The organism is Streptomyces sp. CCM_MD2014, assembly GCF_000772045.1.
GTDB lineage: Bacteria > Actinomycetota > Actinomycetes > Streptomycetales > Streptomycetaceae > Streptomyces > Streptomyces salinarius.
The window spans coordinates 931,615-945,082 of the sequence record NZ_CP009754.1 but is presented as its reverse complement, the minus strand read 5'-3'; the positions used below and the strand labels follow the sequence as shown (position 1 = coordinate 945,082).

At 68.7% G+C, this 13,468-nt stretch carries 8 protein-coding genes; 1 reads left to right on the top strand and 7 read right to left on the bottom strand.

Annotation, left to right across the window (positions count from 1 at the left end):
• Positions 1-9 precede the first annotated feature (9 nt).
• The 7 genes from NI25_RS04150 to NI25_RS04120 form a co-directional block, all read right to left on the bottom strand.
• Positions 10-885: a carbohydrate ABC transporter permease gene (locus tag NI25_RS04150; RefSeq protein WP_061441126.1), complete on the bottom strand. Its 876-nt coding sequence runs from the start codon at positions 883-885 to the stop codon at positions 10-12.
• Positions 886-903: 18 nt separating this feature from the next.
• Entirely contained in the window at positions 904-1,863 is a 960-nt protein-coding gene (locus NI25_RS04145) for a carbohydrate ABC transporter permease (RefSeq protein WP_061441125.1), read from the bottom strand.
• Positions 1,864-1,930: 67 nt separating this feature from the next.
• Positions 1,931-3,346 (bottom strand): extracellular solute-binding protein, encoded by a 1,416-nt coding sequence (locus NI25_RS04140; protein ID WP_061441124.1) that lies wholly within the window; start codon positions 3,344-3,346, stop codon positions 1,931-1,933.
• 151 nt (positions 3,347-3,497) lie between these two features.
• Positions 3,498-4,511: a LacI family DNA-binding transcriptional regulator gene (locus tag NI25_RS04135; RefSeq protein WP_061441123.1), complete on the bottom strand. Its 1,014-nt coding sequence runs from the start codon at positions 4,509-4,511 to the stop codon at positions 3,498-3,500.
• 59 nt (positions 4,512-4,570) lie between these two features.
• Entirely contained in the window at positions 4,571-8,863 is a 4,293-nt protein-coding gene (locus tag NI25_RS04130) for a discoidin domain-containing protein (RefSeq protein WP_078884502.1), read from the bottom strand.
• Between the two features lie 262 nt (positions 8,864-9,125).
• Positions 9,126-10,136, bottom strand: coding sequence for a LacI family DNA-binding transcriptional regulator (locus NI25_RS04125; RefSeq protein ID WP_061441121.1), 1,011 nt, complete (start codon positions 10,134-10,136; stop codon positions 9,126-9,128).
• A 38-nt stretch (positions 10,137-10,174) separates the two neighbouring features.
• A complete protein-coding gene (locus NI25_RS04120; protein WP_078884501.1) occupies positions 10,175-11,119 on the bottom strand; it encodes an endonuclease/exonuclease/phosphatase family protein in 945 nt (314 codons plus the stop codon).
• A 461-nt stretch (positions 11,120-11,580) separates the two neighbouring features.
• On the opposite strand from NI25_RS04120, the gene NI25_RS04115 reads away from it, so the two are divergent.
• Positions 11,581-13,305, top strand: a complete 1,725-nt coding sequence (locus tag NI25_RS04115) for a carbohydrate-binding module family 20 domain-containing protein (RefSeq protein WP_061441120.1) — start codon at positions 11,581-11,583, stop codon at positions 13,303-13,305.
• Positions 13,306-13,468 lie beyond the last annotated feature (163 nt).

Below are 13,468 nucleotides of genomic sequence, written 5' to 3'. Positions count from 1 at the left end.
CCTCGGCCCTCAGCCCTTGAGTCCTCCGGCGGTGAGTCCGCTCATGATGTTGCGCTGGAAGATCAGGAAGATGACGAGGGTGGGCAGCGAGGCCATGGTGAGCGCCGCGATCAGCACGTTCATGGGCACCCCGTTGGACAGGGAGTAGATCCCGACGTTCAGGGTCTGCTTGGCCGGGTCGGGCAGGGTCAGCATGGGCCAGAGGAAGTCCTTCCAGACGCCCACGATCGCGAAGATGGACACCACGCCGAGGATCGGCCGGGAGATCGGCAGCACGATCGACCAGAGCGTGCGCATCGGCGAGGCGCCGTCCATGGAGGCGGCGTCGAGCAGTTCCCGCGGGATCGAGTCGAAGAACCGCTTCAGCAGGAAGATGTTGAAGGCGTTGGTCACCGACGGCAGCCAGATCGCCCACGGCGTGTTCAGCAGGTTGCGTTCGAAGACCGGGACGTCGAGCACCGTCAGGTACTGCGGCACGACCAGCACGGTCGCCGGGATCATCAGCGTGGCCAGCATCAGACCGAGGATCGCCTTGCCGAGGACCGGCCGGAGCTTGGACAGCGAGTAGGCCGCCGCCACGTCGAACACCAGCTGGAAAGCGAGCGCGCCGAACGCGTAGAACAGGGTGTTCCCCAACAGGCTCGCCAGGTCCATGACGTCCCAGGCCTGCGAGTAGTTGTCGGGCTGGAAGGACTCGGGGAAGAGCGTCGGCGGGGTCTGCACGGCCTCCTGGGTGTTCTTGAAACCGCTGGAGACCATCCAGTACATCGGGCCGAGGAAGACCACGGTGAACAGGGCGACGACGAGACCGAACACCACCCAGTACAGCGCCTTGCCGCGCGGGCGGGCGAGCTGGGCCGGTGAGATGAGTGTGCGTGTGGACATCTGTGCTTTCCCCCGGCTCTACTCGTCCTCGGCGCGGCTCAGCTTCACGTACGCCGCCGAGAACCCGGCCAGCAGTACGAGGAGCAGCAGGCCGAGGGCCGCCGCGGCACCGTAGTTGTTGAAGTTGAAGGCGTACTGGTAGATGAGGTAGACGACCGTGGTCGTCGAGCCCTCGGGGCCGGCGCCGCCGGTGAGCAGGAAGGGCTCCACGAAGACCTGCATGGTGGCGATGATCTGCATCAGCAGCATGAGCGAGAGGATGAGCCGCGTCTGCGGGATGGTGACGTGCCAGATCTTGCGCAGCAGCCCGGCTCCGTCCAGCTCCGCCGCCTCGTACAGCTCGCCGGGGATGCCCTGGAGCGCGGCCAGGTAGATGAGTGCCGCGCCGCCCATGTTCATCCAGGTCGAGGCGATGACCACGGACAGCATGGAGAGGCCGGGGTCCTGCAGCCACTGCTGCTCGGGCAGCCCGAAGAAGCCGAACACCTCGTTGAGCAGGCCGTAACCGGGGTCGTACAGGTACTTGAACAGGAGCACGGAGGCGACCGGGGGCAGCATCACCGGAAGGTAGACGAGCAGACGCAAGTACCCCTTGCCGTGCCTGAGTTCGTTGATGACGATGGCGACGACGAACGGCACGGCGAAGCCGAGGACCAGGGCCAGCACGGTGAACAGCGCGGTGTTGCGCCAGGCCTGCCAGAAGGCCGGGTCGTTGAAGACCGTCTCCAGGTTCTCCAGGCCGACCCAGGAGACCTCGCCCTGGTCCGTCTTCTGGAAGGCGAGGAAGAACTCCCGGACCATCGGGTACCAGGAGAAGAACGCGAAGCAGAGAACCGCTCCGATCAGGAATCCGTGCGCGGTGAGGTTGCGCTTCAGGCTCCTGCCGAACGACCCGCCGCGCTGGGGCGGGCCGTCCACCGGCGGCTGGGCGTGGCGGGCTCTGGCCGCCTTGCTCGGGGTCAGGCTGGGGGCCGACATCGTCGCTCCTTGGGGCTGATCTCATGGGCCCCGGGGGGCGGTGCGGCCCGCCCCCCGAGGGAGCCGGTCACTGCGTGGCCAGAACCTGGTTGACCTGCTGCTCCGCGGTGGAGAGCAGCTTGTCGATGTCGGCGTCCTCGTTGGTGAGGAGGCCGGACATCACGTTGTCCAGGACCTTGTAGACCTCCTGGGCCTTCGGCGGCTCGGCCATGCCCGGGACCGGGTTGTCCATGAACGACTTGAAGTTCTCGACCGGCATGGTGGCGTGCTCGAGCCGGGCCGCGTCGTCCTTCTTCTTCGACTCGTTCAGCCAGAAGTTGGGCTGCGGGAGCCCCACCGGCAGGTCGTCCTTCTTCTTGCGGGCCCAGTCGAACTGCCCCTTGCCGACGGTGAGGTTCTCGAAGTTCAGCCAGGCGACGGCCGCCTTGATCTTGTCGGGGGATATCCCCTTCTTGATCATGTAGCTGTTGCCGCCGGCGAGGGTGTTCTTCGCGCCGGGGATCGGGCCCATGCCGAAGTTCTCGTAGTCGGCGCCGAGCTGCTGGACCATGTACGTGATGTCGTCCGGCGCGGCGAGGAACATGCCGAGCTTGTCGGTGGCGATCTGCTTCTGCAGGTCGCCCCACTTGAGCAGCTGGGTCTTGCCCATGCTCTCGTCCTCCCAGCGCATGGCGTGGAGGTTCTCGGCCACCTCCTTGCCCGCCTCGTTGTTGAAGACCGCCTTCTTGCCGCTCTCGTCCACGACTTCGGCGCCGCGGCTGTACATCTGGGCGGTGAAGTGCCAGCCGCCGGTGTTGCCCGCGCTGTACTCGCCGAAGCCGGCGATGCCGTCGCCCAGGTCTGCGATCTTCTTGGCGGCGGTGCGGACCTCGTCCCAGGTCCGCGGCGGGGTGTCCGGGTCGAGACCGGCCTTCTCGAAGAGCTTGCGGTTGATCAGCAGACCCATCGTGTAGTTGCTGGTGGGCAGGCCGTAGAGCTTGTTCTCGTGCTTGAGCGAGCCGAGGACGTTCGGGTCGATGTCCTTCAGGGCCGGGACGGTCTTGTCGTTGACGTAGGCCGTGATGTCCTCGGCGCCGTCGTTGTCCAGCACCTGGGGCAGGTCGGTGAAGTAGGTGTAGAAGACGTCGGGTTGCGACTTGGCCTTGAGCATCGCCGTGAAGCGCGGCGGCTCCAGACACTGGCCCGGGGTGGAGCGGCCCTCGATGGTGACGTTCGGGTAGATCTCGTTGAACGCCTTGACGTCCTCCTTCCACTCCTTGAGCTCGGCCGCCTTCGCCTTCGGCGGCATGCAGTCGATGGTGATCGTCACCTTGGTCTTCGGGTCCAGCGGGGCAGCCGGGTCGGACGACCCGCTGCCGCCTTCGGAACCGCCGCCGTCGTCACTGCTGCTCGTGCCGCAGGCGGCGAGAGCGGTCAGGGTGAGAGCGGAGACGAGCGTGATGGCGCCGGCACGGCGAGTACGGCGGAACCGAGCACTTCTCATGGGTGGTCCCCTTCGGGCATGAACGTGGAAGGCGCCCCACCGCCGATGCGTTGTGGGGCGCCGCTCACTCAACCACCGTGAACAAGTGAACGCAATATCTCGCGCTGATTTCGTAATTGTTTGACAGTCCGTCGTAGAAGTTGAGATCCCGCTACCGGGTGGACACCTGTGCGGTGGAGCCGCGGACGACGAGTTCGGGTTCGAAGAGCAGCTCGCTGTGCGGGACTTCGGTGCCTTGGATCTGGGCGCAGAGGAGGTCGACGGCGGCGCGTCCCATGGCTTCGATGGGTTGGCGGACGGTGGTGAGGGGTGGTTCGGTGCAGGTCATGAAGGCGCTGTCGTCGTAGCCGACGACGGAGACGTCGTGGGGGACGTGGTGGCCGCGGCGGCGGGCGGCGCGGACGGCGCCGAGGGCGAGGGGGTCGCTGGCGCAGATGATGCCGGTGACGCCGCGTTCCAGGAGGCGGGTGGCGGCTGCCTGGCCGCCCTCCAGGGAGAACATGGCCCGCTCCACGTACGCGTCGGGCAGGGCGCCGCCGGCCGCCGCCGCGGCCTCCCGGGCGGCGGCCAGCTTGCGGCGGGAGGGGATGTGGTCGGAGGGGCCGAGCACGAGCCCGATCCGCTCGTGACCCAACGACGCCAGGTGCCGCCAGGACTGTCCTACGGCCACCGCGTCGTCGCAGGCGATGCAGGGGAACCCGAGGTCCGCTATGGAGGCGTTGACCAGCACCACGGGGATGTTGCGCTCGGCGAGCAGCCGGTAGTGGTCGTGCGGGGCGTCCGCCTGCGCGAACAGCCCGCCGCCGGCGAAGACGACACCGGAGACCTGCTGCTGCAACAGCAACTCGACGTAGTCCGCCTCGGAGACGCCGCCCTTGGTCTGCGTGCACAGCACCGGGGTCAGCCCCTGCTGGGCCAGCGCGCCGCCGATGACCTCGGCGAACGCGGGGAAGATGGGGTTCTGCAACTCGGGCAGGACCAGCCCGACCAGGCGGGCGCGCTCGCCCCGCAGCTGGGTGGGCCGCTCGTAGCCCAGCACGTCCAGCGCGCTCAGCACGGACTGCCGGGTCGCCGCCGAGACCCCCGGCTTGCCGTTGAGCACCCGGCTGACCGTGGCCTCGCTGACCCCAACCTTCTTCGCCACCTGAGCAAGTCGTCGCGTCACAAACGCAAGACTAGCGCAAGTCTCCGCAAGAGACTTGCGCCAGTCAGTGCCCTACGGGACTACGGATTGCGAATGATCTTGAAGGTGGACGTCGTGTTCCGGATGTCCACGGCGTTGTCGCTGAGCTTCAGCCCGTTGAAGGTGACCTCACCGACCGCCGGTCCCTGCCCGTTCTCGGGCATCTCGTTGGCCCACAGGCCGAAGCCGGACTTGGCGTCGAACTCGTCACCGCTCTTGTGCGCGCCCGTGACGGAGACGTCGGTGAAGACCGTGTCCTTGATCGGGTACTGCGGCTGACCTGCCACGTAGTTCGTCTGGAACATGATGCCGCTGTAGGTCGGGTCCACGATGTCGACGTTGTTGACCCTGATCCCCTGGAACACCTTGGACGCCGAGAACACCCAGATGCCCGGGAAGGTCTGCCCGTTCCAGAAGTGTCCGCCGGCCCGGACGATCGAGACGTTCTCGAAGGTCGTCGGATCGGTGCCGAAGCCGTTCATCGGGTAGCCGAAGTCCAGCGAGCTGATGGTGATGCCCGAGTAGACCAGGGTGTCCGCGATGTGGATGTTCCGGAAGGTGTTGTTGTAGCCGCCGTAGACGGCGAGACCCGCGGCACGCCAGGTCAGCGTCGTCGTGAGGTTCTCGTACAGGTTGTTCTTCATGTCCGCGCCGCCCGCGTCGATCGCCGAGAAGAGCGCGAAGCTGTCGTCGCCGGTGGCCCGGGCGTCGTTGTTGGAGACCAGGTTGTCGGTCGAGCCGTTGGTCATGTTGATGCCGTCGGCGAACATGTTGCGGATCCGGGAGTTCTTGATCGTCATCCGGTCGGTGTTGGCGCCCCAGTACAGGCACACCATGTGTTCGTTCCAGATGTTGTCGATCACGATGTCCGAGGTGTTGGAGAAGTCGAACACCTTGCCCGGCCCGTCGATCCGGCTCGTGTAGTTGCCGAAGTAGGCGAAGTTCGCGAACGTCGAGCCCTTGGCGCTCGCCTCGGCACGGAAGCCGATGTCGGTGTTGTCCTGCGTCGTGGGCGCGTGGAACCGGGTGAACCAGGGACCGGCGCCGACCACCTTCACCGCCTTGCCGTACACCTGGAACTTGCTCGACGTCTGGTAGTCGCCCGGCGGCAGGTACACCCCGACGAGCTTGCCCGAGGTGTCCATGCGGACCTTGTCGAGCGCGTTCTGCACGTCCTGGTGAGTGAACCCGGCCGGCACCGCGTACGCCGCCGGGTCGGGGTTCGGCAGCGCGGAGACCTGCTCCAGGTTGACGAAGTCGATCGCGTAGTCGGAGGTGTTCGCCGCGTCCTTCTGCAGCCGGATCCTGCTGCCCGCCGGGACGGTCTCGCCCAGCATGATGTGCGCCTCGTCGTAGATGTGCCGCGGGGCGCCCGCGCCCGGGGAGTTGCCCGGTGAGGCCTCGGCACCGTACAGCCAGGCGTACTTCGACGTCAGCGGCAGCGCCTTCTTCATGACGCCGTCGACGTACACGTTGAGTGTGGCGTCGATGCCGCCGCCGCCCGGCGCGTCCGGGATCGAGAAGCGGGTCACCAGGGTGTTGGTGTCCGCCTTCGTGGTGAACTCGACGTACTCGCCGGTCTGGTCCAGGTGGACGGCCTTGCGCCCGGACGCCTCGCCCGCGATGTCGCCGATGGTGCGGTTGGGTCCGACCACGGTGGCACCGCCGCCGACCGTGCCGTCCTCCGCCTCGTACATGTCGTACGGCATGTTCGCGCCGCGCCCGACGAACAGCGGCTGCGTGGAGGTGTTGTTCTCCCGCTTGACCGGCAGCTCGTTCGCGTCGTCGCCGACGGTGACCCTCAGGGAGTACGAGCCGTTGGCCGCCTTCCAGGTGCCGAGGCTCACGGCCGGGGCCGTCTCGCCGGCGGCGATGACGCCGGAGTGCTCGCCGGTCAGGGTCTTGACGGTGCTGCCCTTGGCGTCGAGCAGGGCGAGCGTCACCGGGTGGCCGCCGCCCGCGGAATCCTGGGTGCCCTGGTTCTTCAGCGCGACCTTGAAGGTCACGTCGTCACCGGCGGCCGGACTGGACGGTGCGGTGGAGACGGCGGCGGCGACCAGGTCGGAGCTCTGCACGGGCTTGACGACCAGCGGCTCGGGCCGCGTGTAGGTGTTGTTGGTCTCGTTCTGCTCGATGATCTCGTTCGCCTCGTCGGCGACCGCGCTCAGTTCGTACGAACCGGCGTCGCGGGCCCCGACGGACGCGCTGACGCTGGTCTGGGCACCCGCCTTGAGGGCGGGGACGTCGGCGGTGGCGACCTTGGTGTCGCCCAGCCGGACGGCGACCTTGCCGGCGGGGGCGTCGGCGGCGCCACTGTTGCGGACCGTCGCGGCCACCGTGATCTCGTCCGACTCGACGGGGGAGTCCGGTGACGTGGTCAGCTTCGTCACCTCGAGGTCCGGGTTGGGCGCCGGGGTGCCGACGACCTGGAACTCGGCGACCTGCCCGGCCGTCGCCCCGCTGTTGGCGGTGAACCTGAGCTGGACGTCGGCGGCCCGCTTCCCGACGGGTATGGACACGCTGTTGCCGCCGCTCGCCGGGTCGAAGACGTAGTCCTTCGCGTCCACCAGGGAGGTGAGGCCGGACGCGTCCTGGTCCCGGCCGAGCACCTGGATGTTCTGGGTGCGCTTGGACCAGCTGTTGTCCGGGTTGAGCTTGAGGACGACGCGGTCGACGTCCGCGTTTGCGCCCAGCTTCAGGGTCAGCGTGTTCGGGTAGCTGCCCGCCGCGCCCTCCCAGTAGGTCGACGTGCTGTTGTCGTTGGCGTTCTCGGCGACGTAGGTGTGGATGTGGGACGAGGCGCTGATCGGCTTGCCGACGGCCAGGTTCGAGCCGTCGCCGCCGGTGCCGGTGCGGGTCACGGAGTTGCTGTTGCCCGACTCGTTGCCGGCCGCGTCCTTGGCCCGCACGAAGTAGGTCACGTTCGCCGACGCCGGCTGGGTGTCGGTGTAGGTGGTGACGTCGCCGCCGACGCTCTTGCGGAGCTGGTTGTTGGCGTAGACGTCGTACCCGGTGACGCCCTTGTCGTCGGTCGAGGCGGTCCAGGTCAGCTTGATCTGCCCGGCGGCCGGTTCGGTCAGGGCCAGGTTCGCGGGCGCGGTGGGCGCCTGTGTGTCGCCGGTGTCGGCCCGGCGGGTGACCGTGTTGCTGTTGCCGGACTGGTTGCCGGCCGCGTCCCTGGCGCGCACGTAGTAGGTGACCGTCGTGTCGGCCGGCCTGGTGTCCGTGTACGTGGTGACGTCACCCGCGACCGAGGTCAGCAGCTCGCCGTTGGCGTAGACGTCGTACCCCGTGACGGCCGTGTCGTCCGAGGACGCGTTCCAGGTGAGCCTGATCTGCCCGGTGGCCGGCTCGGTGAACGCCAGGCCGGCGGGGGTGGTCGGGGCCTGGGTGTCGCCCGTCTCGGGACCGTAGACCTCCAGCTCGGACACCTGCGCGGCGGGCTGGCCGGTGTTGGCCGTCACCAGGACCCGCACGTGGCGCGCGGTGGCCGCGTCGAAGGTGATCGTGGCCGACTGACCCCCGGCCGCGTCGAAGGTGTAGGCCTTGGCCGCGGTCAGGTCGGTGAAGTCCGAGCCGTTCTCACTGGCCTGGATCTTCAGGGTCTGGCTGCGGTTCGGCCACCCGTCCGGCAGCCGCAGGACGACGCGGTCGACCCGGCGCGAGGAGCCGAGGTCGGCCTGGAGCCACTGCGGCAGGGCGTTGTTGGCGCTCTCCCAGTAGGTGGCCTTGTTGCCGTCGTTGCCGTTGCCCGGGGTGTACGCGCCCGTGGAACTGCTCGCCGTCAGCCGTCGGCCGGCTGCGAGGTTGGTGGACGACTCTCCGGCCGCGTGCACCTCCAGCTCGGAGAGCTGGGCCGCCTGCCAGCCGGTGTTGGCGGTGATGTTCACTCGCACGAACCGGGTCTGCGTGGCGGGAAAGGACACGGTGACCGTGTTGTCCGCACCCGGGTCGAAGGCGTAGGTGGCGGACGTCTTCAGCGTGCTGAAGCCCGTGCCGTCGGCACTGCCCTGCACGGAGAGGGTCTGCCTGCGGCTCTCCCAGCCGGCGGGCAGTCTCAGGACGACCTCGTCGATGCGCTCGGTGGCGCCGAGGTCGGTCTGGACCCACTGGGGCAGGCTGCTGCCGGCGCTCTGCCAGTACGAACTCTGATTGCCGTCGGTGATGTTGGCGGCTCCGTATTCGGCGTGCGAGCTGCTCGCCGCCGTGGCGTCCCCCACGGCGATGTTGGGGCCACCGGCTGCCGTGGCCGACAGCAGCGGTCCTCCCAGCGCCAGGAGACTGGTCGCGACCACCGTGCACAGGGCACGTGATCTCCAGTTCCGGTTTCTCATCTGTCCCCACATCAGGTAGACACGCGAATGTTCTCTGTCATTTACGTTGAGCGCTCGCAGAGTTGCAGAGAAATGTTGAGTCGTCTACAGGATGGGCAGCGTGAAGTCACCGTACGGCAGGGCACGGTGGGGTCGATGAGGGCCGGACAGGCGCCTGGGCATGCCGCGGATCAGCGGCTTTCACGAGCTACGTCGGGTACTCGCAAGCGGCTGTCAATTCCCGCAAGGAACTTGCGGCCAAAGGGGGGTGATGAGACCTCTGCTAGCCGGCGGACGGCTGTGCGGTGGAGCCGCGGACGACGAGTTCGGGTTCGAAGAGCAGCTCGCCGTGGGGGACTTCGGTGCCTTGGATCTGGGCGCAGAGGAGGTCGACGGCGGCGCGTCCCATGGCTTCGATGGGTTGGCGGACGGTGGTGAGGGGTGGTTCGGTGCAGGTCATGAAGGCGCTGTCGTCGTAGCCGACGACGGAGACGTCGTGGGGGACGTGGTGGCCGCGGCGGCGGGCGGCGCGGACGGCGCCGAGGGCGAGGGGGTCGCTGGCGCAGATGATGCCGGTGACGCCGCGTTCCAGGAGGCGGGTGGCGGCTGCCTGGCCGCCCTCCAGGGAGAACATGGCCCGCTCGACGAACTCCTCGGGGAGTTCCGCGTCCGCGGCCCGGGCCGCCTCCTGGGCGGCGGCCAGCTTGCGGCGGGAGGGGATGTGGTCGGAGGGGCCGAGCACGAGCCCGATCCGCTCGTGACCGAGGGACGCCAGGTGCCGCCAGGACTGCTCGACGGCCACCGCGTCGTCGCAGGCGATGCAAGGGAAGTCGAGGTTCTCGATCGACGCGTTGATCAGTACCACGGGGATGTTGCGCTCGGCGAGCAGCCGGTAGTGGTCGTGCGGGGCATCGGCCTGCGCGAACAGTCCGCCCGCGAAGACGACGCCGGAGACCTGCTGCTGGAGGAGCAACTCGACGTAGTCCGCCTCGGAGACGCCGCCCTTGGTCTGCGTGCACAGCACCGGGGTCAGCCCCTGCTGGGCCAGCGCGCCGCCGATGACCTCGGCGAACGCGGGGAAGATGGGGTTCTGCAACTCGGGCAGGACCAGCCCGACCAGGCGGGCGCGCTCGCCCCGCAACTGGGTGGGCCGCTCGTAGCCCAGCACGTCCAGCGCGCTCAGCACGGACTGCCGGGTCGCCTCGGAAACCCCCGGCTTGCCGTTGAGCACCCGGCTGACCGTGGCCTCGCTGACCCCAACCTTCTTCGCCACCTGAGCAAGTCGTCGCGTCACAGACGAAAGGCTAACGCAAACGCCGCAAGTGGCTTGCTTCAGTGCCAGCTGATCCGGGCGAGGACCGGAAGGTGATCGCTGCCGGTGGCGGGCAGGGCCCGGACGGCGCCGACGGTCCCCGCGCGAGCCATGACCTGATCGATCCGGACCAGCGGGAAGCCGGCCGGAAAGCTGAGGGCGAGGCCCCGCTCGGCCACGTTCAGCCGGGCGGTCAGGGGATCCAGCGCCCGGTCGTCCACCGTGCCGTTGAGGTCGCCCAGCAGCACCACTCTGCTCAACTCCTCCGCGGCCAGGGCGTCGCCCAGCAGACCGGCGCTCTCGTCCCGCCGGGACGACGCGAGTCCGCCCGCGCCCATCCGCACCGACGGCAGGTGCGCGACATGGACGGCCACGTCGCCGCGCGGAGTGTGCGCCACGGCCCGCAGCCCGCGCTCCCACTCCTCCTCGATGCCCCGCGGCTTGATGTCGAGGGGACGGGAGCCGGAGAGCGGATACTTGGACCAGAGCCCGACGGTGCCCCGGACCACCCGGTACGGATAGTCGGGGGCGAGGGTCTGCGCGTAGACCTCCAGCGCGGGCGGCACCAGTTCCTCCAGCGCGACGAGGTCGGGCTCGGCACGGGCCAGGGCACGCGCCGTGCCGGCGGGGTCGGTGTTCTCGTCGCTGACGTTGTGCTGCACCACGACCAGGTCGTCGGGGGCGGGGTCCGGCGCGGGCAGGAGCAGCCCGCCGAAGAGGTACGTCCAGGCGGCCGCCGGCAGCAGCAGAGCCACCAGGGCGAACGCCGAGCGACGCACCACCGCCAGGACGAGCAGCACCACGACGACCGCGCCGAGCCACGGCAGGAAGGACTCCAGCAGACTCCCCAGCCCTCCCACGCGGTTGGGCACCGCCCCGTGGAACGACAGCAGGAGCGCGGTGACCACCCCAGCCCCGGCGAGCACCCGACCCCGCCCGCCCGTCCAGGCCGTCCAGTCGGTCATCACACCCCGTTCCCTCGTCCTCGCCGGCATTCCCACCAGTCAGGACGGGGGAGGGACGGCGCGAGTTCCGGCTCGTGGACTACCCGCCGCCCAGGGGACCGGAGGCGTACAAGCGCCGGGCTTCCGGCACACGGCCGAGGTCGCGCAGGCAGGCGCCGGCAGGCAGGCGGCGCGGGTCGCGGACGATCGCACACCCAGGAGTTGGAAAGGGGGATGGAAAGTTGCAGAAAGCTCTTACGGCAGCCGGAAGTTACCCGTACCCGGTGGCTTCGTAAAGAGGTCGCGCTTCAACTTCTCGGGCTGCGCGAAGGGTTGACCTTCGTTGAACGGCGCCCTTACGGTCACGACCGCAACCTCTTGCAGACCCCTTCTGCAACGCATTTCACGACGGATGTCGACTCCCCGGACACCCGTAGGCACCCTGCCCCCCGAGACACCCGCATCCTCACACGGGAGACTCCATGCACGGGAACACCAGCACAGCGCGAAGAGTGACCGCCACCGCGCTGGCCCTCACCGCCGGCGTGGCCGGCAGCCTCCTCGCCACCGCGGCGCCGGCCCAGGCGGCCCCGCCCGGGGACAAGGACGTCACTGCGGTGATGTTCGAGTGGAAGTTCACGTCCGTCGCCCGGGCGTGCACCGACACCCTCGGCCCGGCCGGCTACGGCTTCGTCCAGGTCTCGCCGCCCCAGGAGCACATCCAGGGCGGACAGTGGTGGACCTCGTACCAGCCGGTGAGCTACCGGATCGCGGGCCGCCTCGGTGACCGCGCCCAGTTCAAGAACATGGTCGACACCTGCCACGCGGCCGGCGTGAAGGTCGTCGCCGACTCGGTCATCAACCACATGTCGGCCGGCAACGGCACGGGTACCGGCGGCTCGTCGTACACCAAGTACGACTATCCCGGCCTGTACTCGTCGAACGACCTCGACAACTGCACCTCGCAGATCAACAACTACGGCGACCGCTTCAACGTCCAGGAGTGCGAGCTGGTCGGCCTCGCGGACCTGGACACCGGCGAGCCCTACGTACGGGGGAAGATCGCCGGATACCTCGACGACCTGCTCTCCCTCGGCGTCGACGGCTTCCGCATCGACGCGGCCAAACACATGGCCGCCGCCGACCTCGCCGACATCAAGTCCCGGCTCAGCAAACCCGACGTGTACTGGAAGCACGAGGCCATCTACGGCGCGGGCGAGGCCGTGTCCCCGGCCGAGTACCTCGGCAGCGGCGACGTACAGGAGTTCCGCTACGCGCGCGACCTCAAACGCGTCTTCAACAACGAGAACCTCGCCTACCTGAAGAACTTCGGCGAGTCATGGGGCTACCTGCCCTCGGACCAGGCCGCCGTCTTCGTCGCCAACCACGACACCGAACGCAACGGCGAGACCCTCACCTACAAGGACGGCGCCACCTACACCCTGGCGCACGTGTTCATGCTGGCCTGGCCGTACGGCAGCCCCGACGTCCACTCCGGCTACGAGTTCACCGACCACGACGCGGGTCCGCCGGACGGCGGCCAGGTGAACGCCTGTTACAGCGACGGCTGGAAGTGCCAGCACGCCTGGCGCGAGATCTCCTCCATGGTCGGCTTCCGCAACACCGCCCGCGGCCAGGCCGTGACCGACTGGTGGGACAACGGCGGCGACCAGATCGCCTTCGGGCGCGGTTCGAAGGCGTACGTCGCCATCAACCACGAGGGCACCGCGCTGACCCGTACGTTCCAGACGTCGCTGCCCGCGGGGGACTACTGCGACGTCCAGTCGGGCAAGGGTGTCACGGTCGACGGGGCAGGACGGTTCACCGCCACCCTGGGTGCCAACACGGCCGTGGCCCTGCACGTGGGCGCCCGTTCCTGCGACGGCGGAACCGCTCCCGGCGACCCCGACCCGGTCACCTCCGGCGTGTCCTTCGCGGTCAACGCCACCACCAGCTGGGGCCAGAACATCTACGTCACCGGCAACCGGCCGGAGCTGGGCGACTGGGACCCGGCCGGCGCGATCCCGCTCGACCCGGCCGCCTACCCGGTGTGGAAGCGGGACGTGGAACTCCCCGAAGGCACGTCCTTCGAGTACAAGTACATCCGCAAGGACGAGGCGGGCGACGTCACCTGGGAGGGAGGCGCCAACCGCATCGCGACGGTGAACTCCACGAGGATCACTCTCGACGACACCTGGCACGACTGAGTACCGCTCGATGAACAGTTGCGTGTGAGCAAGCTGACACGCCCGGGGAGACCGGGGTGGGCCGTTCGGGGGAAGGTAGTGTGTTCAAGGCTCGAACGGCCCACCGCGTGACCTGCGGTGGCGAGCGCGACGGCAGCCGTCCGGGCCGCCCGCACGCGACCTC

Coding starts and splice junctions, on each gene's coding strand:
- NI25_RS04150 (WP_061441126.1), bottom strand. CDS start 885: ATGTCCACACGCACACTCATCTCACCGGCCCAGCTCGCCCGCCCGCGC.
- NI25_RS04145 (WP_061441125.1), bottom strand. CDS start 1,863: ATGTCGGCCCCCAGCCTGACCCCGAGCAAGGCGGCCAGAGCCCGCCAC.
- NI25_RS04140 (WP_061441124.1), bottom strand. CDS start 3,346: ATGAGAAGTGCTCGGTTCCGCCGTACTCGCCGTGCCGGCGCCATCACG.
- NI25_RS04130 (WP_078884502.1), bottom strand. CDS start 8,863: ATGAGAAACCGGAACTGGAGATCACGTGCCCTGTGCACGGTGGTCGCG.
- NI25_RS04120 (WP_078884501.1), bottom strand. CDS start 11,119: ATGACCGACTGGACGGCCTGGACGGGCGGGCGGGGTCGGGTGCTCGCC.
- NI25_RS04115 (WP_061441120.1), top strand. CDS start 11,581: ATGCACGGGAACACCAGCACAGCGCGAAGAGTGACCGCCACCGCGCTG.